The following is a 22,996-nucleotide window of genomic DNA, read 5'->3' as shown; positions in this document are numbered from 1 at the left end:
AGTTTGATTGCATTATAGTCATCTGAAACTGTAATGCCAATTGAAAACTTGCTTTTGGTGCCTTATGAAAAAACTACTCGTAATCTCTGTCTGCTCTGCTTTGCTCTTTGGCTGCAACAGTGCCGGACAGTCCGCTTCAACTGACGCCCAAGTCTCTATTCCTGTCGCCAACGTCGCTGCACTAACAGCATCCGATAGTTATGTGATTACCAAAGAGTTCACTGGGATGGTTGAAGCGGCAAATCAAGCCTCACTGGGATTTGAACTCGGTGGCAAAGTCGATAAAGTGTGGGTTAGCACTGGGGACCGCGTCGCTGTGGGTGAGCCACTGCTGCGCCTAGATACCGCGATTTTGCAAACCGAGCAAGCGCAAATTATCGCGCAGAAGAACCAATTAGATGCGCAACTTAATCTTATTGATGCAAATCTAAAGCGCCAACGCACGCTTAAATCCAAAGGGTTCAGTGCTGAAGCAGAAATCGATTCACTGACAAGTGAACGCCGAGTCCTAATTGCCAGCCAAAACCAGTTAGATGCCTCATTAGCGACGGTCAATTTGCGTATCGAAAAATCCACACTTTACGCGCCTTACTCTGGCTTAGTTGCTAACCGTTTTGTCTCTATTGGTGATGTGGTGAATGTCGGGCAAAGTGCCATTTCACTGCTGTCTTCAGAGCAACTTGAAGCGAGTATCGGCTTACCCACAGAGTTGATTGCGAATGTGTTGGGTCAAGATAGTTTTAATCTGCGCATCAATGGCAGCGACTACCCAGCGCAACTGATCCGTCAAGCCGCGCAAATTGATCGGCTCTCGCGTACCCAGATACTCAAGTTCAGTCTGCCTCATGACCAAGGTCTGTTAAATGGCCAACTCGCTTATCTGGCTGTCAAAGAAACGAAAAAGGTGCCCGGCTATTGGGTGCCAGTTTCCGCACTCACTGATGGAGTACGCGGTGTTTGGAACGTGTTTGCCCTAGATAATGACAACAGAATTGAGCGTCGTACGGTCAATGTCATACACGCTAACCAACACAAAGCCTATATTACAGGGGCAATTCATGACGGTGACCAACTGGTCGTTAATGGTCTCCACCGTTTAGTCCCCGGACAGATCATTGAGCCGCGCAGGGAAAGTGACCAATGAACAAAATTCTTGCGAACAGTCGACTACTGATCCTCTGCATCGGTATGCTGTTGGTCTCCGCGCTTGGCGCGATTCAAGCGCTGCCAAGGGCCGAAGATCCCAAGCTTGTCAATCGCTGGGGAAGTGTTTCAACTTACAACCCAGGGAGTAAGCCTGAGCACATTGAAGCTTTGATCACCGAACCCATTGAACTTGCGTTACGTGAGCTAGACGAGATCAAGCTTATCGAGTCTGTATCACGTACTGGCATATCGATTATCAACATCGAGCTCAACGAGACACTGTCCGACACTGAAGCCGCTTGGTCCAAGGTCCGAGATAAGCTTAATGACATCGACGGCAGCCTTCCTGCTGGCACCTCCAAACCCGACTTTGATAACAGCAAGTCACAAGCTTTTACGTCAATTACCGCGCTAAAGTGGGCGCAAGACTCGCCTCCAGATCTCCTCGTGCTTTCTCGTTATGCAGATGAGCTTGCTAATCAACTTCGCAACCTACCCGGCACTGAGTATGTTGAAGTTTATGGCGCGCCGGAAGAAGAGATCATGGTTGAGTTCGATTTAGAAAAAGCAGCCAGCCTTGGGCTCACTGCGGATTCTATTTCGCGCTTGATTCAATCTTCTGATACCAAAACCAGTGCGGGCGAACTCTTCAATGATAGCTACCGATTTCAAGTTGAGTTCTCACAGTCTCTCGATAGTGTCGAAACCGTCCTCAATGCACCTTTACTCACACTTGGTAGTGGCCACCGTGTGACCGTTGGCGATGTCGCAAAGGTTTATCGCAAAGCGAAAACCCCTGATGAACAACGCGCACTTGTCGATGGTGAACCCGCTGTGGTGGTTGCGTCTCGCATGCAGTCAACACTGCGAGTTGACCTATGGACAGACAGAATACACCGTAAATATACTGATTTTCAGGCCGAGTTACCTAGCAATATCAAGATGGTGACACTGTTCGAGCAAAATGGTTACACCACACAGCGGCTAACCGAGTTGCTGAAAAATATGGGAATGGGCTTTGCGCTCATCGTTGTCGTACTGCTCATTACGCTTGGATTGCGCTCAGCCTTTATTGTCGCCATGTCCTTGCCGCTCACTTCGGCATTTACACTGGTGTTGATGAACTTGTTCGATATTCCGATCAACCAAATGTCAGTCACCGGTCTTATCGTAGCTTTGGGAATTATGGTGGATAATGCCATTGTTATGGTCGATACCATTCAAGAAGAGCGAAAAGCAGGGAAAGGTAACTTAGAGAGTGCACTCCATGCTATCCATCATCTGTGGATCCCTCTTCTTGGATCAACATTAACGACGATTCTTGCCTTTGCGCCCATCTTCTTAATGCCGGGCTCTGCAGGCGAGTTTGTCGGCGCTATCGCAATCACGGTTTCCTTCTCTCTCGTCGGTTCTTACCTCATTTCACACACCCTAGTCGCAGGCTTTGCTGGCCGAGTGATTGCGAGCAAAGACATTGACCCACGCTGGTATCACAGTGGTGTTCATCTGCCAAGACTGTCAAATGCCTTTCGACGTTTAGTGATGAAGGCGGTGCAATATCCTATTTTGACCGTTCTCCTGGTCTCATCAGTACCGGGCGTCGGTTTTTGGTCAATTAGCCAACTCACTGAGCAATTTTTCCCCCCTTCTGACCGCGACATGTTTCAAATTCAACTTCATTTGCCATCAAATGCCAGCATTGATGCTACCCACCTTGTCGTTAATCAGGCATCAGAGATTATCCATGAGTTTGAGGGAATTGAAGGTTTGAATTGGGTCATCGGTCGCGACTTTCCGTCGTTTTACTACAATCTCGTCGGCCGACACCAAGGGTCAGCGAACTTTGCTCAAGCGATGGTGAAAACAGATACCTTCAACACGGCAAACACCTTGATACCGAAACTGCAGGTTGCACTTGATACACGCTTACCCCAAGCACAAGCCTTAGTCAGAAAACTAGAACAAGGTCCCCCCTTTAACGCCCCGATCGAAATTCGCGTTTCCGGCCCCAACCTCGATAAGATTCGTAGCCTAAGTGAAGAGATCCGCAGTGTCTTAGCCACTACGCCGTATGTCGTACACACGCGTGAAACTATGCTGCCTGGTGTGCCAACCGTCAACGTGGATGTCAATCTTCATGAAGGCCAAATCAACGCCATGTTGCAGTCAGATATTGCCCGCTACCTTAACGCAAGTCTTTCAGGCGTGACCGGCGGCTACTTAATTGAAGCTACCGAACAAATCCCGATTCGAGTGAGGCTAAGTGCTCAGCAGCGAACGGGCATTGAATCGGTCGATAACATTAAGTTCCCTACTGCAGAACAAGGTAATGGCCAGTTTCAGCCGCTCAGTGCGATAGCACAAACCGAACTTATTCCTGGTATTGGTGCCATACCTCGTCGTGATGGGCGTCGTGTCAACGTCATTGAAGGTTATCTGCAAGCCAATATTCTGCCGCAAACCGCACTCGATATATTCGTAGAGCGTTTAGCCGCCAAAAACATCACTATCCCACCGGGGTACACACTCGAGCTTGGTGGTGAGTCAGCAGAGCGTAACGAATCGGTCAATCAATTGATGTCTAACTTGTTCGTCGTTTTCACTTTGTTGATCGGCGTGGTTGTGCTGTCCTTCAATTCCTTCCGCCTGAGCATCATTATTTTCTTAGTCGGGGGGCAAGCGGCGGGGCTCGGTTTGTTGTCAGTGTGGCTGTTCAACTACCCCTTTGGTTTTACGGTAATCATTGGCTTACTGGGTTTGGTTGGTCTCGCGATTAACGCTGCGATCGTTATCATCGCGGAGTTACGCACTCGTCCACTGGCATTGCAAGGTGACAGAGAAGAGATCGTATCAAGTGTTATGAGTTGCACTCGACATATTACATCGACAACGATTACCACCGTCGGTGGCTTCTTGCCGCTCATCATTGGCGGCGGTGGATTCTGGCCACCGTTTGCTATCGCTATCGCTGGCGGCACTGTGTTTACCACCCTAGTGTCATTCTTCTTTGTCCCCGCTGCATTTAAGTTAGCCCTATTCAAACGTCCTCTGACGATGGCAACATCGGATGTCGCAACTCAGATGAACAACACACAGTAACCCGCATTGAGCCATCGATAAACCTGCCGCATCAATACGATGCGGCAATGTCAAACTAGCGGTTTGTGGCTAAACAGGTTTGCGTATGACGGTTGATTGCTTGAGCAAAATTGGCGTTTGCAAATGATTCCCCATTGATCAGCAGACTGTTACTGTCAAACCAGTTATCCAATGCCGAACCATTTCCATATTGGATCTCGTAGACATGAAAGTTCTCTTGCTGACGGCGATAGGACAAGTTTGGAGAAACTCGTAGCGGTTTGTTAGGCGAATTAAGGTAGAAGTAAAAATTCCCTTCACACCCACGAACAACGTACGACCCTTTCTTACTTTTCACCGCTATGTATGGACGTGCACTTTCTTGATAGCGAAAGTTACCCCACATACCAGCTTGATTGATCGGGTGGATATCAAAGAATTCAGTTGGCAACGTAATCACCTCTGGTTGGGTCTCACTCAACGGTTCCAACTCAATGATGTCGTTTTCAACTGGCTTTTGTGGCCTTACAATTGTTACTGCGCGTTCTTCCTTTGCCTCTTTAGGGGCAATTAACGCCGCAATTTTCTCGCTCACACCCGGCATCGAGCCCAACATGGCGACAACCAAAATGATCCCCAACAGAACCAGTAACCCACTGGCACGCTTTGGACCTCGACGTCTCTGCGGTTCACCCTCTACGGCAACCGCATGTTCACGCTTCTCACGATAGCTATTGTATTCAGCCTCGAGTTTCGCGAACTCTTTTTCTTTGTCTTTAATCTGACGTTTAAGCCGCTTCAACTCGTCATCCGTTTGATGAGAGGCTCGGTCATGGCGACGCTGCTGCGTAAACTGTTCAGCAACTTGATCTTTTAGTTCTTCTTTTAGCTTGTCATTCTCTTTTTGTACTCGGTCGTACGCTTCCTTAAGCTGGCGGTTTTCCTTCTCCAATAAGCGGACTTTCGCTTGCAGTTTACTGACATCCCCTTTTTCAACCGTGACACTATTAAAGACTTCTTTGTTACCATCACCTTTCAATACAAAGTTATAGGACTGCGTCACGATACGCATCAATGCATCAGACCCTCCTTTATCGGGGTGGACGCGCGTCGATATCGATTTATAGCGCTTTTTTACCTCCGTCGCTGACATACTATCGTCGGTACCGAGCATTTCATGAAAGGTTGTCATTGATTGTTATCTTCTCATTGTTTCGTTGATCGTCATTGCCATGTTAGTCATCGCCCAAAAGTGCTAACACTTTAATTTTAGTCTGGATTTCGAGTTTGCTATTTCTCATTGCACTGGTATTGTGAACAAAAAGTAACAAGGGCGTGTTAGCAAAATGAAAATTAACAGCGATGTCGGTGAAAGTTATGGCCCATGGACGCTCGGTAATGATGAAGCACTCTTTCCTTTTCTCAATCAAGCCAACATTGCCTGCGGCTTTCACGCATCTGACCCAGCAACCATGGCGACAACGGTTAAACTGGCCGTGAAGCACCAATTGCTGATAGGTGCTCACCCCGGCTATGACGACAAAGTGGGATTTGGGCGTCGTGCCATACCCCACTCTCTCGATGAGATAAAGGCACTCATCACCTATCAAGTAGGCGCATTGCAAGCATTTTGTCTGCTAGAGAACACCACCGTAGCCTATATAAAGCCCCACGGTGCCTTGTATAATTTAATGATGGAAGACCATGAGGTATTTGAAGCGATAGCATCGACATCTGCGGGGTTAGGATTACCCTTGATGGCACTCGCGACAGAAGAATACCGCGATTACCAACAACTTGCGGATAAACATCAATGTGCACTCATCTACGAAGCATTTGTCGATCGCCACTATGCAGATAATGGCCGTCTACTGCCACGCCAACATGCAGAGGCATTACTCATCTCGGATATTGAGCTGAAATCACGCATTGACGATTTAAAGCAAGGATTTATCACCTCGCATTCTGGAAAGCGTCTGAATTTCCCAATCCATTCACTTTGTGTACATGGCGATACCCCAAAAGCGATCGAGATGGTGAGACAAGTCTCGCACTGGCTAAAATCAGATCAATAGCTTAGGACTCGAAGCAACGCAATGGAACTACAGCAAGTTAACGAAAATAGCGTCCTCATCAAGTTTGGTAATGACATTGATGTCGGTTTACCAAGTCAGATTCAATCTGCTTGCTCAGCCATCAAGCAGCGCTTTGTGCGCAATGTACGTGACCTCACCCCTTCCTATACAACCTTGCTCGTTGAGTTTGTAGAAGTGCCCGACTTGACTGAGCTACGCACTGTCTTAGTCGATGTAGCACAAGCGACTCCAATATCGCCACATTCCCCGCCAGTTGTGATCCCCGGATACTATCACCAAGCAGCCTACACCGATCTTGATAAGACTGCGGCTTCGCTAAAGCTGACCCCCGCGGAACTGATCCATCTACATACGTCTACCCACTACACCGTTTGTGCAATAGGTTTTATGCCGGGATTTGGTTTTATGGCCGAGCTACCTCCCTCGCTTGTTTTGCCGAGGTTATCTACACCAAAGCGTGTTAACGCAGGCAGCATTGCGATCGCTGATCGCCAAACGGCAGTCTATCCTAGCGAGTCGCCCGGAGGCTGGCACGTACTAGGGCTATGCCCACTGCCGCTATTCGACAAACAGAGTCCACAAGATTCGTTACTCAAAGTCGGTATGCAAGTAAGGTTTGAATCTATTTCACGTGAGCAATATTTTGAGCGCTTGGAGGCAGAGAAATGTTAACCGTCCTCCGTGCTGGACCCTCGATTCTTCTGCAAGATCTTGGCCGCTATGGTGTCGCCCACTTTGGGTTAAGCCAAGGTGGTCCTATGGATCTTCACGCATTTTGCTGGGCGAATACCTTACTCAACAACCCACCGAATGCGAGTTGTTTAGAGATCACCTTAGGATTATGTGCTTTTCAATTTCAATCGCCTACAGATTTTACGCTCTGTGGCGCAGACGCAAACAGTAAGCTCAATGACGCCAGCATCCAGCACTGGCAAACTCACCGCGCAAATGCAGGGGATGTGTTAACAATTAGCGGTTTCAAGTCAGGTAATTACCTTTATCTGGCGGTGAAAGACGGGTTTAAAGTTCCTAACACCCTAAACAGCCAGAGTACTGTGATCCGCAATCAATTGGGGGGCTTGTATGGTGATGGCTTGGCCTTGCAAAACCAAGATGAGTTGCCGTACCAAATACATACCCAACCTCTTAAGATGAAAGCGCTCTCCACGCGTCACATACCAAATTACAATGCAAATCTAACGCTTCATGTATTGCCAAGCTATCAGTTCCATCAATTTGAAGCGGAAGCCAAAGCGACTTTTTTTCAATCAGGTTACACCGTCACTCAAAAATGTAATCGTATGGGCTACTGCTTAAATGGCGCCCCCATTAACAGCCACTTAAACGGTGTAATATCTGAAGGTATTGTCCTCGGTGCAATACAAATCACTAACGCTGGCCAACCGATTGTCTTGATGTCTGATCGTCAAACAATCGGCGGCTACCCTAAGATGGGTGTTGTGATGAAAACCGATCTTTTTCGCTTCTCTCAAGCACGCTTCGGACAACAGATTCACTTTAAGCAGGGGCATTTTGACGTGGCTAATTTAAAGTGGCGAAAATTCAGGCAGTTCTTTGGCGTGCAATGTTAATATTTTGCAATAAGGCAGATAATAGTTAGTTAATTAAAAATAAATATGAGATTTATATCTAGTTTTTGAAGACAAGGCGTGATCTTTTTATTACTATCCTCTCGACAATTTGCGTTCCGATGAAGACAGCAGGAGAGAGCATTCGCTCGCCGAAGAAGTAAATCTTTCAGGCGCCTGAAAAGGCAAGGACTGTTGTTGGAGGAACCTCTGGAGAGATCCGTTAAATCGGACGCCGAAGGAGCAAGCCTAGTGATTTAGGTGAAACTCTCAGGCAAAAGGACAGAGGGGATAAGAGCTGGTGTTAATACACCGGATCTCGCCGATCTATTTTCACCAGATCTCTGTCTCCTCCTTTCAAGATGTTTATAAAGGAGGATATGTGCAACAACTACACTCACTTCTCGTTGCTTTCGACAATCTCGTTTGGGGCCCACCACTACTCATCCTACTCGTAGGGACAGGTATCTACCTCACTGTTCGCTTGGGTGCGATTCAAATTCGCCACTTACCCACAGCGTTGAAGTTGGTATTCTCAAAAAATAGTGGAGGTCAGGGCGATGTTTCTAGCTTTGCCGCTTTATGTACTGCGCTTTCGGCAACCATTGGAACAGGTAACATTGTCGGTGTCGCCACTGCAATTAAGCTTGGCGGACCGGGTGCACTGTTTTGGATGTGGCTTGCGGCGTTGTTTGGGATGGCTACCAAATATGCCGAGTGCCTACTCGCCGTAAAATACCGCCAAAAAGATGCCAATGGTGCCATGATTGGTGGCCCAATGTTCTTTATCGAACAGGGTATCGGTAACAAATGGCTCGCTAAGCTTTTTGCGTTCTTCGCACTAGGTGTCGCCTGTTTTGGTATTGGTACTTTCCCACAAGTAAACGCGATTGTGGACGCGGCAGAGCTGGCCTTTTCCGTTCCTAAGTGGATGACAGCGATCGTTCTCACTTGCTTAGTCGCTGCTGTGACGCTTGGTGGCATCCAATCTATTGCCAAAGTCGCGAGTAAAGTCGTTCCATCAATGGCAGTTTTCTATATCGTTGCCTGTCTTATCGTGTTAATTAGCAATGCATCTGCGGTACCAGCAGCAATCAGCCTCGTTATCAGCAGTGCATTTACACAGACAGCAGCAACGGGGGGTTTTCTTGGTGCAGGTATCATGTTAGCCATCCAAGCGGGTGTTGCTCGTGGCGTATTTTCTAATGAATCCGGGTTAGGCAGTGCACCAATGGCTGCAGCGGCTGCGCAAACTTCCTCTCCGGCACGCCAAGGCCTGATCTCCATGACTGGGACATTCTTTGACACCATCATTATTTGTACCATGACGGGACTAACCTTGGTGTTAACGGGTGCTTGGCAGAGTGACTATGCGGGTGCGTCGATGACGACCTATGCATTTGCAGTCGGCTTAAACGCGAACTACTGGGGCCCTCTTTTGGTTTCTATTGGGTTGAGCTTCTTCGCTTTCACGACGATATTAGGCTGGAACTACTATGGTGAGCGTTGCGTCGTTTATCTCTTTGGTATTAAGGCAGTGAAATTCTACAAACTCGTTTTTATTGTTTTAATTGCCTTAGGCGCGTTCTTGCAACTCGATATGATTTGGGTGATCGCCGATATTGTCAATGGTTTAATGGCTATCCCTAACCTGCTCGGCCTGATTATGCTTCGCCATGTCATTGTTGCAGAAACTGAGCTGTTTTTTAATGACCGAAAATCTGCTGCACAAAGCATCAATATATAAGCCAAACCAGTTTAACAAAGCCCAATAGAAAAAGCCGGATATCATCACTATGATATCCGGCTTTCTTTTAGGTCTCAGATCCCTATTTCTCTATTAAACCCGGGTTCGTTGGGTCATAAAGATAATTGGTTAAATCTGCGCTAGACACCCCTTCAAACTCGACAGTGAAAGACTCACCACCTTTATTGACAGTAACCACGGCATTGCCGTCAGCGTCGTCACTAATGTTCAAGTAATTGCTCACCGGATCATTCGGCTGCAAATCAGAGAACAAGTCTGAAAGGTCGAGCTTGTCACCTTCAAGGATACTAAAGTCGGTAATCACATCCGCATCGCCTGTATTACTCGCCCCTAGGCTTCCCAATTCGAAGACAAAGGTATCACTACCCTCTCCGCCAGTGAGAATATCGTTACCCAAGCCACCAAGCAGCAAATCATCGCCTTCACCGCCAATGAGGATATCCGCACCTAAACCACCATCTATAGTATCATCGCCTTGATGACCTAAGATAATGTCGTCTTGGTTTGTTCCCTCGATGACATCATCGCCTGTAGAGGCATTTACCGTATTCAGCACGGCGGCATTTGCTTCATACGATGGGCTAATGTTGACTGACAACAATTGTTCACTCTCATTACCATTGCTGTCAGCGACGGTATAAAGAATTTCCAACCCTACTGCTTCACCTGAATCGATGACAGGCGCACCAGAAATAGGCTGGAAGTAGTAGCTGCCATCTGACTCGATAAGCAAATCACCGTACTGCGTTTCAACTTTCAACTGGCCGTTGATCTCTGAAATAACTGGCTGATTCGAAATATCGTTGCCATTGTTGTCGATCATTTTCAACACTGAGAGCTTATCGACATCGATAACCACTGAAGCCGCGTCTTGACCTGTAATACCAGATGTCAACTGTCCTGCTTGGCCAATGGTTGGCACAAGCTTAGGTAACTCAGTTTTAATCTCTGAATCACTTAAGTAAGTCACGTTGCTAGAGATCAGTGACAGATCATCAAGGCCAGATTTATCTTGGTCATCACGTACGATGCCAACAGCTTGTACATCTTTACCCGCAATGAACTCTTCCCATTCATCTCTCGGCCCAGTGCTGCCGCCACCCCAGCCACCATTACTTTCCCCATCGCTGAGGAAGTAAATCACATCGTTAGTTTCACCCTCAATGCTTGTGATTGTGGTGGACTCGTAGCCACCCATGACAGCATATGCGGCCTCTTCATAATCGGTACCACCTTGAGGTTTGAAGACCCCGGAGTAGTTGTCACCATAAGCAGCAAGCTGATCTTTTGCCGTCGTCAAGGTACTGATAGCATCGTTAACACTGTACCAACCTAGCGAGGTTGCTGATGAATCAGACGAATCACTGTAACGGTCATCGAAATCAACCAGTTGAACAAGTACATCTTCCCAACCTTCTTGCGTTTTGAGGTTCTCAAGCATCGCAATACTTGCTTCTAGAACGATCTCAATCCGCATCTTGTCTTCATCAGGGTGATTATCGACATCATCATAAGGTTCAAAGTCCATACTGCCAGAGGAGTCGATCACTAGAGTAACCAGTGTCGTCGGTGTAGAGCCGCCTTGGTCGACAAAAATGTCATGTGCTGCAGCAGCTTCTTCACTACTTGATGCGGTAGACTCGCTGGCAGTGCCTTGCGTTGATGTTTCGATAGAAGTCGCCGTCACAGTGATATCAACATTCGCATCTTCTGGCGCTCTGACTGCTAGGCCAGAAATAGATACCGACTGCTGTCCATTAACAATCGGGATTGTCCAATTGCCATTACCGTCTGCGCTGCCAACAACATTGCCATTGGCATCAACAATAGATGCCCCATCTGGCAGGCCTGTAATCACGATGCTATCGATCACTTCGCTACCATCGGTGTCCGTCACCGATGCATCGATATCAATGGGGTAATCCAAGAAGGTTTCGGTTGCAAGAACCCACTCACCATTCACATTATGATAAACACCATCGGCAAACTGCAGATACTCAATATCATGCAACGTATCGGTACCTTCGTCATATTCTGAGGTATTGAGATCCGTGACGGTAAACGAGGTCGAACTATAGGTTGTTGGTTTGATCTCATAGTCGGCAAAATTACCCGCATAAACGGCTGTATCGATACCCTCATCACCATACAAGGCATCCCAGCCCTCTTCACCAATCAATATATCGTTCCCAGCGCCAGCATCGAGTGTATCGTTAACCGATATACCAGTGTCGTTATTGCCTAAGATACCGTCATCACCAATCAGGACATCATCCGTAACATTCGCGTGGGTAATCTGAATCGTGTCATTCATGCCGTGGCCAATGTAAAGAATGCCTGTGCTTGAGACACCATCCACCATGTGGTTTTGATTATCGTCACCTTCACGTTTTAGACGGCCATACTCATTCTTAACCGTCGCGAGATCCGTGTAGGTTCGACCCTCAGTGTTACCTGTATATATTTCAACCGTGGTTGGGTTACCAATTGTGATTGAAACATCCGGTGCATCAGCAACAGCAGCAATATCGATATTTGCTGTCGTTTCAACCGAGTGCAATCCATCTGAAATCGTGACATTGAACTCAACTGGCGCACCATCGGCTGTGTGAATATCTTTCGCCGGGGTGAACACTGCACCCGTAATTTGTCCATTCGACTCAGTTAAGGTTAGCTCGCCATATTGCGCATCAACCGTTAGGCCAGTAATGACAATCTCGTCACCATCGGCATCTTGAGCTGCTGAAATGATCTCATTGAGGTCGAGTGTGATCGCAGTGTCTTCTTGAGCAGAATCACTAAACGCGACCACTCCAATTGTCGGTGCATCATTCAAGGCGTCCTTAGTGCTATCGACATCGATAGTTACTGTAGAGCTATGCTCACCTCCATCACTGTCTTTGGCTGTGTAGTCGATAACTTCACTCACCTCAGCATCAACAATATCGATACCTTGGAAAGTAATATTACTGTTCTTACCTGAATCAGCATTAGACGCATCACCCTGTTCTGTGTAGATGCGGATTTCATCAAAACCGTTGCTCGAGGTGACATTAGCGACAAACTCACCAGAACCGTCGTAGTAACCTAGGTCACTATCGTCGAAAATCACTTTCTCGTACTGATTTGTCTCATTGTTAATCAGTAAGACGACAACTTGCGCGTCTGCAACATGACCATCTTCATAGTGAGCCCAAACGCTACCAAAGCTGACATTCGCTTCTGTCACCATGACACCATCTGCGAATTCCACCGCAATGTAGTCTTTCTGCGTGACATCGATTTCTGCGTCGCCAACACCCAAGCCCGTTTCATTGTCTGCGCCATCGTAGTAGAGCTCTTTCGAAGATAAACCGGAACCATAAGGTTCTTGACCTGTAAATCGACCACCGGAAATAACGGTGCCGTTATCCAACGAAATGGTTGATGTCGCTCCATTAACGAAGCCTGCTGGCAGATCTTCTGATGCATCAAAGCTCAAGTAATCGTGGAGGTCATCACGAAGTTGATACTCAACCACAGCGTCATCGTCTAGGACAGTATTTGCATCTATCGGCGTACGCTGATCACCGTCGACGATGTAAAGCGAACCAAACTGACCATCTTCGATATCGACAATGGTTGTCTCCTTCGCGTCGGTGCTGCTGCGATCATCTTCTACATCACTAACATGCTCATCAAACGTAAACTGCACTGAGCCGTCATTGGTGAGTGTTTCGATAAAGGCTTCAGCCGTTGGATTATCATTGGTACCTGTTATGTCGATATGAATGACTTGCTGAACAGTGCCACCTTCTCCATCTGATACTTCGACGGTCACTGAAATACGCTGAGTTTCATTCACCGCCATCGCATCATAGGCAACATCGGTAGTATCGAAGCTCCAATTCCCATCCGCGTCCAGATTGAAACCTGCTGGCGTATTGCCAACAATCGTAAAGGTGAACGCGCCACTATCGACATCAGTAACAGACACTGCTCCGGTTAGACTGCCATTGTCTTCAACCGCATCAAACTCTACGGTTGGTGTGACTACCGGTGTGTCATTCACCGGACTCACGGTCACCGCGATGGTCGCCGTGTCCGTGCCGCCCTTACCATCACTGATGGTGTACGTGATGGTGTCGCTGCCGTTGTAATCGCCGTTTGGCGTGTAGTTTAGCGTGCCGTCGGCGTTGATGGTCACCGTGCCATTTTCGGCGCTTGCGCCTGTCACCGTCAGGGTGTCGCCGTCCGCATCTGTGTCATTGCCCAACACATTGATATTGCTGACTGTAGTGTCTTCCTCTGTGGTGATCGCCGTATCGTCATTCGCCACCGGTGCGTCATTCACCGGATTCACGGTCACCGCGATGGTCGCCGTGTCCGTGCCGCCCTGACCATCACTAATGGTATACGTGATGGTGTCGCTGCCGTTGTAGTCGCCGTTTGGCGTGTAGTTCAGCGTACCGTCGGCGTTGATGGTCACCGTGCCGTTTTCGGCGCTCGCACCTGTCACCGTCAGGGTGTCGCCGTCCACATCCGTGTCATTGCCCAACACATTGATATTGCTGACTGCAGTGTCTTCGTCTGTGGTGATCGCCGTGTCGTCACTCGCCACCGGTGCGTCATTAACTGCAACAACGTTAACCGTCACCGTCGCTGTTGCGCTATCGCCATGCTCATCTGTGATTGTATAGGTGAAATCTGCAACACCATTAAAATCATCATTAGGTGTAAATAGCACATTGCCGTTGCTGTCTAACTCAACCGACCATTGTGCATTAGCTGGTGCTTGTACACTTGTGATGGTAATGGTGTCGCCATTTGGATCACTGTCATTAGCGAGTAACGTTGCTGAATCAATCGTTAAGGCATTGTCTTCATCGGTTGTGAGGACGTTATTCGACAACGTGTATTCATTTAGTGGTTTATAAACAGTGCCGCTCTCTTCGACTTTACCCAGTTCTGGTTTAAAGACATAAGCGCCACCTTGATCGAAATAGATGATCTCGATGTTGTAATAGCCATCTGAAGCAATATCGAATACACCGTGCTCTCGTGTCGTCTGGCTCTGAGTGCCATCATAAATCGCCACGGTTTCACCGTTGATGACAATGGCATAGCCGTCATCCGCAGTGACAGAGAACTTGTAGTCACCTGATTCTAGATAGATCGCGCCTTCTAAATGAATAAACGCATCAGATGTATCACTTGGGTCATTACTCAATGTCGCAGCGTCATCACCAAGGAAGTCTTGCAGACTATCACCTGTACCTAGATTATCTTCGCCACGTTCATAGCTGACTTCCTTAGCGTTAAAGGTAGCGTCAGCTTCGTTTGCCGCCAGATAATCTCGAGCTTCTTGAATAGAGTCTAAATTACTGCCTTGTACCGACTGTTCCCAACCATAGTAGCTACCTTGAAGCCCGAAGGTATCGTTGTTAGCTACAGGCGCATCATTAATTTCGACAGAGTCTTGTGCTGACGCACTTGTGAAGCCTTGATATTGAATCTCTGCCTCAACCGTGAAGTTGTCGAGAGTTGTATTAATCGAAGAGCCATCGACTTCTCGTTCGATACTTCCGTTTTGAATGTCTGCATCTGTCAATGTATAGGGTGCTTGTTCAACGCCATTTAGACTTAATATCAATACGGCACCCGCGACAGCACCTGGTGGCAAACCGATGGTGTACTGCACTTTACCTTCTAGCTCAGTCAACGACAGTGTGTCATCGTCATCACTGATAGTAACAGTAGGAGCGAACAGCTCATCTTTTGTCTTACTACCGTCCGTGAACTCAAAGACTTCAAACTCAATGAAGGTGTTAATATCATTGGAGCCAGTAGTTTCGGTAATAATGATTTCACCATTCGCACCCAGAGTGATTGTTGCATCTGATGAAGCGAAGTTTAGTACCGCGGTGTCAGTACCAGCACCGCCATCAGCAGTGAGCTGGTCATTACTATCGTCATCATTGACATACAGTTTGTCGTCACCCTCACCAAACAACGCATAATCATCTGAGACATCTGTCTGCGCTGGGTTGTAATCACCATGGAAATAGTGGGTTTTGTCTGTTCGGTCGCTCTCATTACCTGCCGCGTCAACCTGTGTGGCTGTGAAGAACTCATTATCATTATCCGGCGTATTCACCAAATCCGAGATATCGTAAGTCCAAGTGCCGTCTGCTGCGACAGTGATCGTCACCGGGCTTCCAGAGCTATCAACATTTACGAGATTATTGTCTTCATCGTAAATGTTAATCGTATTACCAGGCTCACCTGTACCATGCATTGTGACCAGTGAGTAGTCATTAGCAACCGAGTCATCGGTAATGTTTGTGATAGCTGGAGGGGTTGGCGCCTCTGTGTCCGCTGCCAACGCTGTCTCGCTCGCTTCGTCAGAGACGTTACCCGCCGCATCGGTGATTTGTGCGGTCACGGTGCCTTCTGGCGCCACTTCGACTGTCACTTTGCCATCGACGATGTCATCCGCAGACACGGTTTCACCGTTGATGGTCAACGTGTCGGTTTCCGCATTGAAGTCGTCTGGCAAGCTGATGGTCGCCGTCACGGTGCCATCTGTTCCAAGTTCTTCTGCGTTGTACACACCATCGTTATTGGTATCGCCTGCGATGGTGATCGTCGGTGCTTTCACTTCTGTGTCCGCTGCCAACGCTGTCTCGCTCGCTTCGTCAGAGACGTTACCCGCCGCATCGGTGATTTGTGCGGTCACGGTGCCTTCTGGCGCCACTTCGACTGTCACTTTGCCATCGACGATGTCATCCGCAGACACGGTTTCACCGTTGATGGTCAACGTGTCGGTTTCCGCATTGAAGTCGTCTGGCAAGCTGATGGTCGCCGTCACGGTGCCATCTGTTCCAAGTTCTTCTGCGTTGTACACACCATCGTTATTGGTATCGCCTGCGATGGTGATCGTCGGTGCTTTCACTTCTGTGTCCGCTGCCAACGCTGTCTCGCTCGCTTCGTCAGAGACGTTACCCGCCGCATCGGTGATTTGTGCGGTCACGGTGCCTTCTGGCGCCACTTCGACTGTCACTTTGCCATCGACGATGTCATCCGCAGACACGGTTTCACCGTTGATGGTCAACGTGTCGGTTTCCGCATTGAAGTCGTCTGGCAAGCTGATGGTCGCCGTCACGGTGCCATCTGTTCCAAGTTCTTCTGCGTTGTACACACCATCGTTATTGGTATCGCCTGCGATGGTGATCGTCGGTGCTTTCACTTCTGTGTCCGCTGCCAACGCTGTCTCGCTCGCTTCGTCAGAGACGTTACCCGCCGCATCGGTGATTTGTGCGGTCACGGTGCCTTCTGGCGCCACTTCGACTGTCACTTTGCCATCGACGATGTCATCCGCAGACACGGTTTCACCGTTGATGGTCAACGTGTCGGTTTCCGCATTGAAGTCGTCTGGCAAGCTGATGGTCGCCGTCACGGTGCCATCTGTTCCAAGTTCTTCTGCGTTGTACACACCATCGTTATTGGTATCGCCTGCGATGGTGATCGTCGGTGCTTTCACTTCTGTGTCCGCTGCCAACGCTGTCTCGCTCGCTTCGTCAGAGACGTTACCCGCCGCATCGGTGATTTGTGCGGTCACGGTGCCTTCTGGCGCCACTTCGACTGTCACTTTGCCATCGACGATGTCATCCGCAGACACGGTTTCACCGTTGATGGTCAACGTGTCGGTTTCCGCATTGAAGTCGTCTGGCAAGCTGATGGTCGCCGTCACGGTGCCATCTGTTCCAAGTTCTTCTGCGTTGTACACACCATCGTTATTGGTATCGCCTGCGATGGTGATCGTCGGTGCTTTCACTTCTGTGTCCGCTGCCAACGCTGTCTCGCTCGCTTCGTCAGAGACGTTACCCGCCGCATCGGTGATTTGTGCGGTCACGGTGCCTTCTGGCGCCACTTCGACTGTCACTTTGCCATCGACGATGTCATCCGCAGACACGGTTTCACCGTTGATGGTCAACGTGTCGGTTTCCGCATTGAAGTCGTCTGGCAAGCTGATGGTCGCCGTCACGGTGCCATCTGTTCCAAGTTCTTCTGCGTTGTACACACCATCGTTATTGGTATCGCCTGCGATGGTGATCGTCGGTGCTTTCACTTCTGTGTCCGCTGCCAACGCTGTCTCGCTCGCTTCGTCAGAGACGTTACCCGCCGCATCGGTGATTTGTGCGGTCACGGTGCCTTCTGGCGCCACTTCGACTGTCACTTTGCCATCGACGATGTCATCCGCAGACACGGTTTCACCGTTGATGGTCAACGTGTCGGTTTCCGCATTGAAGTCGTCTGGCAAGCTGATGGTCGCCGTCACGGTGCCATCTGTTCCAAGTTCTTCTGCGTTGTACACACCATCGTTATTGGTATCGCCTGCGATGGTGATCGTCGGTGCTTTCACTTCTGTGTCCGCTGCCAACGCTGTCTCGCTCGCTTCGTCAGAGACGTTACCCGCCGCATCGGTGATTTGTGCGGTCACGGTGCCTTCTGGCGCCACTTCGACTGTCACTTTGCCATCGACGATGTCATCCGCAGACACGGTTTCACCGTTGATGGTCAACGTGTCGGTTTCCGCATTGAAGTCGTCTGGCAAGCTGATGGTCGCCGTCACGGTGCCATCTGTTCCAAGTTCTTCTGCGTTGTACACACCATCGTTATTGGTATCGCCTGCGATGGTGATCGTCGGTGCTTTCACTTCTGTGTCCGCTGCCAACGCTGTCTCGCTCGCTTCGTCAGAGACGTTACCCGCCGCATCGGTGATTTGTGCGGTCACGGTGCCTTCTGGCGCCACTTCGACTGTCACTTTGCCATCGACGATGTCATCCGCAGACACGGTTTCACCGTTGATGGTCAACGTGTCGGTTTCCGCATTGAAGTCGTCTGGCAAGCTGATGGTCGCCGTCACGGTGCCATCTGTTCCAAGTTCTTCTGCGTTGTACACACCATCGTTATTGGTATCGCCTGCGATGGTGATCGTCGGTGCTTTCACTTCTGTGTCCGCTGCCAACGCTGTCTCGCTCGCTTCGTCAGAGACGTTACCCGCCGCATCGGTGATTTGTGCGGTCACGGTGCCTTCTGGCGCCACTTCGACTGTCACTTTGCCATCGACGATGTCATCCGCAGACACGGTTTCACCGTTGATGGTCAACGTGTCGGTTTCCGCATTGAAGTCGTCTGGCAAGCTGATGGTCGCCGTCACGGTGCCATCTGTTCCAAGTTCTTCTGCGTTGTACACACCATCGTTATTGGTATCGCCTGCGATGGTGATCGTCGGTGCTTTCACTTCTGTGTCCGCTGCCAACGCTGTCTCGCTCGCTTCGTCAGAGACGTTACCCGCCGCATCGGTGATTTGTGCGGTCACGGTGCCTTCTGGCGCCACTTCGACTGTCACTTTGCCATCGACGATGTCATCCGCAGACACGGTTTCACCGTTGATGGTCAACGTGTCGGTTTCCGCATTGAAGTCGTCTGGCAAGCTGATGGTCGCCGTCACGGTGCCATCTGTTCCAAGTTCTTCTGCGTTGTACACACCATCGTTATTGGTATCGCCTGCGATGGTGATCGTCGGTGCTTTCACTTCTGTGTCCGCTGCCAACGCTGTCTCGCTCGCTTCGTCAGAGACGTTACCCGCCGCATCGGTGATTTGTGCGGTCACGGTGCCTTCTGGCGCCACTTCGACTGTCACTTTGCCATCGACGATGTCATCCGCAGACACGGTTTCACCGTTGATGGTCAACGTGTCGGTTTCCGCATTGAAGTCGTCTGGCAAGCTGATGGTCGCCGTCACGGTGCCATCTGTTCCAAGTTCTTCTGCGTTGTACACACCATCGTTATTGGTATCGCCTGCGATGGTGATCGTCGGTGCTTTCACTTCTGTGTCCGCTGCCAACGCTGTCTCGCTCGCTTCGTCAGAGACGTTACCCGCCGCATCGGTGATTTGTGCGGTCACGGTGCCTTCTGGCGCCACTTCGACTGTCACTTTGCCATCGACGATGTCATCCGCAGACACGGTTTCACCGTTGATGGTCAACGTGTCGGTTTCCGCATTGAAGTCGTCTGGCAAGCTGATGGTCGCCGTCACGGTGCCATCTGTTCCAAGTTCTTCTGCGTTGTACACACCATCGTTATTGGTATCGCCTGCGATGGTGATCGTCGGTGCTTTCACTTCTGTGTCCGCTGCCAACGCTGTCTCGCTCGCTTCGTCAGAGACGTTACCCGCCGCATCGGTGATTTGTGCGGTCACGGTGCCTTCTGGCGCCACTTCGACTGTCACTTTGCCATCGACGATGTCATCCGCAGACACGGTTTCACCGTTGATGGTCAACGTGTCGGTTTCCGCATTGAAGTCGTCTGGCAAGCTGATGGTCGCCGTCACGGTGCCATCTGTTCCAAGTTCTTCTGCGTTGTACACACCATCGTTATTGGTATCGCCTGCGATGGTGATCGTCGGTGCTTTCACTTCTGTGTCCGCTGCCAACGCTGTCTCGCTCGCTTCGTCAGAGACGTTACCCGCCGCATCGGTGATTTGTGCGGTCACGGTGCCTTCTGGCGCCACTTCGACTGTCACTTTGCCATCGACGATGTCATCCGCAGACACGGTTTCACCGTTGATGGTCAACGTGTCGGTTTCCGCATTGAAGTCGTCTGGCAAGCTGATGGTCGCCGTCACGGTGCCATCTGTTCCAAGTTCTTCTGCGTTGTACACACCATCGTTATTGGTATCGCCTGCGATGGTGATCGTCGGTGCTTTCACTTCTGTGTCCGCTGCCAACGCTGTCTCGCTCGCTTCGTCAGAGACGTTACCCGCCGCATCGGTGATTTGTGCGGTCACGGTGCCTTCTGGCGCCACTTCGACTGTCACTTTGCCATCGACGATGTCATCCGCAGACACGGTTTCACCGTTGATGGTCAACGTGTCGGTTTCCGCATTGAAGTCGTCTGGCAAGCTGATGGTCGCCGTCACGGTGCCATCTGTTCCAAGTTCTTCTGCGTTGTACACACCATCGTTATTGGTATCGCCTGCGATGGTGATCGTCGGTGCTTTCACTTCTGTGTCCGCTGCCAACGCTGTCTCGCTCGCTTCGTCAGAGACGTTACCCGCCGCATCGGTGATTTGTGCGGTCACGGTGCCTTCTGGCGCCACTTCGACTGTCACTTTGCCATCGACGATGTCATCCGCAGACACGGTTTCACCGTTGATGGTCAACGTGTCGGTTTCCGCATTGAAGTCGTCTGGCAAGCTGATGGTCGCCGTCACGGTGCCATCTGTTCCAAGTTCTTCTGCGTTGTACACACCATCGTTATTGGTATCGCCTGCGATGGTGATCGTCGGTGCTTTCACTTCTGTGTCCGCTGCCAACGCTGTCTCGCTCGCTTCGTCAGAGACGTTACCCGCCGCATCGGTGATTTGTGCGGTCACGGTGCCTTCTGGCGCCACTTCGACTGTCACTTTGCCATCGACGATGTCATCCGCAGACACGGTTTCACCGTTGATGGTCAACGTGTCGGTTTCCGCATTGAAGTCGTCTGGCAAGCTGATGGTCGCCGTCACGGTGCCATCTGTTCCAAGTTCTTCTGCGTTGTACACACCATCGTTATTGGTATCGCCTGCGATGGTGATCGTCGGTGCTTTCACTTCTGTGTCCGCTGCCAACGCTGTCTCGCTCGCTTCGTCAGAGACGTTACCCGCCGCATCGGTGATTTGTGCGGTCACGGTGCCTTCTGGCGCCACTTCGACTGTCACTTTGCCATCGACGATGTCATCCGCAGACACGGTTTCACCGTTGATGGTCAACGTGTCGGTTTCCGCATTGAAGTCGTCTGGCAAGCTGATGGTCGCCGTCACGGTGCCATCTGTTCCAAGTTCTTCTGCGTTGTACACACCATCGTTATTGGTATCGCCTGCGATGGTGATCGTCGGTGCTTTCACTTCTGTGTCCGCTGCCAACGCTGTCTCGCTCGCTTCGTCAGAGACGTTACCCGCCGCATCGGTGATTTGTGCGGTCACGGTGCCTTCTGGCGCCACTTCGACTGTCACTTTGCCATCGACGATGTCATCCGCAGACACGGTTTCACCGTTGATGGTCAACGTGTCGGTTTCCGCATTGAAGTCGTCTGGCAAGCTGATGGTCGCCGTCACGGTGCCATCTGTTCCAAGTTCTTCTGCGTTGTACACACCATCGTTATTGGTATCGCCTGCGATGGTGATCGTCGGTGCTTTCACTTCTGTGTCCGCTGCCAACGCTGTCTCGCTCGCTTCGTCAGAGACGTTACCCGCCGCATCGGTGATTTGTGCGGTCACGGTGCCTTCTGGCGCCACTTCGACTGTCACTTTGCCATCGACGATGTCATCCGCAGACACGGTTTCACCGTTGATGGTCAACGTGTCGGTTTCCGCATTGAAGTCGTCTGGCAAGCTGATGGTCGCCGTCACGGTGCCATCTGTTCCAAGTTCTTCTGCGTTGTACACACCATCGTTATTGGTATCGCCTGCGATGGTGATCGTCGGTGCTTTCACTTCTGTGTCCGCTGCCAACGCTGTCTCGCTCGCTTCGTCAGAGACGTTACCCGCCGCATCGGTGATTTGTGCGGTCACGGTGCCTTCTGGCGCCACTTCGACTGTCACTTTGCCATCGACGATGTCATCCGCAGACACGGTTTCACCGTTGATGGTCAACGTGTCGGTTTCCGCATTGAAGTCGTCTGGCAAGCTGATGGTCGCCGTCACGGTGCCATCTGTTCCAAGTTCTTCTGCGTTGTACACACCATCGTTATTGGTATCGCCTGCGATGGTGATCGTCGGTGCTTTCACTTCTGTGTCCGCTGCCAACGCTGTCTCGCTCGCTTCGTCAGAGACGTTACCCGCCGCATCGGTGATTTGTGCGGTCACGGTGCCTTCTGGCGCCACTTCGACTGTCACTTTGCCATCGACGATGTCATCCGCAGACACGGTTTCACCGTTGATGGTCAACGTGTCGGTTTCCGCATTGAAGTCGTCTGGCAAGCTGATGGTCGCCGTCACGGTGCCATCTGTTCCAAGTTCTTCTGCGTTGTACACACCATCGTTATTGGTATCGCCTGCGATGGTGATCGTCGGTGCTTTCACTTCTGTGTCCGCTGCCAACGCTGTCTCGCTCGCTTCGTCAGAGACGTTACCCGCCGCATCGGTGATTTGTGCGGTCACGGTGCCTTCTGGCGCCACTTCGACTGTCACTTTGCCATCGACGATGTCATCCGCAGACACGGTTTCACCGTTGATGGTCAACGTGTCGGTTTCCGCATTGAAGTCGTCTGGCAAGCTGATGGTCGCCGTCACG

The 22,996-nt window shown here is 50.2% G+C and carries 8 protein-coding genes and 2 riboswitches (1 of these 10 only partly in view); of the genes, 6 read left to right on the top strand and 2 right to left on the bottom strand.

What is annotated here, in order from left to right:
• Window positions 1-64 precede the first annotated feature (64 nt).
• On the top strand, window positions 65-1,144 hold the full coding sequence (locus TSUB_RS07415; RefSeq protein WP_087017801.1) for an efflux RND transporter periplasmic adaptor subunit: 1,080 nt from the start codon (window positions 65-67) through the stop codon (window positions 1,142-1,144).
• Window positions 1,141-4,245, top strand: a complete 3,105-nt coding sequence (locus tag TSUB_RS07410; protein ID WP_087017805.1) for an efflux RND transporter permease subunit — start codon at window positions 1,141-1,143, stop codon at window positions 4,243-4,245. The genes TSUB_RS07415 and TSUB_RS07410 overlap by 4 nt, the downstream gene beginning before the upstream one ends.
• Window positions 4,246-4,300: 55 nt before the next feature.
• On the opposite strand, the gene TSUB_RS07405 is transcribed toward TSUB_RS07410, so the two are convergent.
• A complete protein-coding gene (locus TSUB_RS07405; protein WP_087017807.1) occupies window positions 4,301-5,416 on the bottom strand; it encodes a hypothetical protein in 1,116 nt (371 codons plus the stop codon).
• Window positions 5,417-5,570: 154 nt separating this feature from the next.
• Here TSUB_RS07405 and TSUB_RS07400 point away from each other — a divergent pair, with 154 nt between their 5' ends.
• From TSUB_RS07400 to TSUB_RS07385, 4 genes are all read left to right on the top strand, one after another.
• Window positions 5,571-6,299 carry a 5-oxoprolinase subunit PxpA gene (locus TSUB_RS07400; protein WP_087017811.1) on the top strand — a complete coding sequence of 243 codons (729 nt, stop codon included), beginning with the start codon at window positions 5,571-5,573 and terminating at the stop codon, window positions 6,297-6,299.
• Between the two features lie 21 nt (window positions 6,300-6,320).
• Entirely contained in the window at window positions 6,321-6,992 is a 672-nt protein-coding gene (locus tag TSUB_RS07395; protein WP_087017812.1) for a 5-oxoprolinase subunit B family protein, read from the top strand.
• Entirely contained in the window at window positions 6,986-7,912 is a 927-nt protein-coding gene (locus tag TSUB_RS07390; protein WP_087017814.1) for a 5-oxoprolinase subunit C family protein, read from the top strand. Before TSUB_RS07395 ends, TSUB_RS07390 begins: the two co-directional genes overlap by 7 nt.
• Window positions 7,913-8,031: 119 nt before the next feature.
• Window positions 8,032-8,114, top strand: a riboswitch (glycine riboswitch).
• 2 nt (window positions 8,115-8,116) lie between these two features.
• A riboswitch (glycine riboswitch) is annotated at window positions 8,117-8,198 on the top strand.
• A gap of 93 nt (window positions 8,199-8,291) precedes the next feature.
• The gene (locus TSUB_RS07385; RefSeq protein ID WP_087017816.1) at window positions 8,292-9,656 is read left to right on the top strand and encodes an alanine/glycine:cation symporter family protein; all 1,365 of its coding nucleotides are present in this window, start codon (window positions 8,292-8,294) and stop codon (window positions 9,654-9,656) included.
• Between the two features lie 82 nt (window positions 9,657-9,738).
• Here the strand turns inward: TSUB_RS07385 and TSUB_RS07380 are convergent, their stop codons facing one another.
• Window positions 9,739-22,996 carry the 3' portion of an Ig-like domain-containing protein gene (locus tag TSUB_RS07380; RefSeq protein WP_221274571.1) on the bottom strand. 25,310 nt of this gene lie beyond the right edge of the window, so only the last 13,258 of its 38,568 coding nucleotides appear in the window; the start codon falls outside the window, past its right edge — the gene reads right to left on this strand; it ends in the stop codon at window positions 9,739-9,741.

Origin of the sequence: Thaumasiovibrio subtropicus (assembly GCF_019703835.1) — a bacterium.
Taxonomy (GTDB): Bacteria; Pseudomonadota; Gammaproteobacteria; order Enterobacterales; family Vibrionaceae; genus Thaumasiovibrio; species Thaumasiovibrio subtropicus.
The sequence above is the reverse complement of the archived record's forward strand: the minus strand, read 5'-3'. Positions and strand labels throughout refer to the sequence as shown.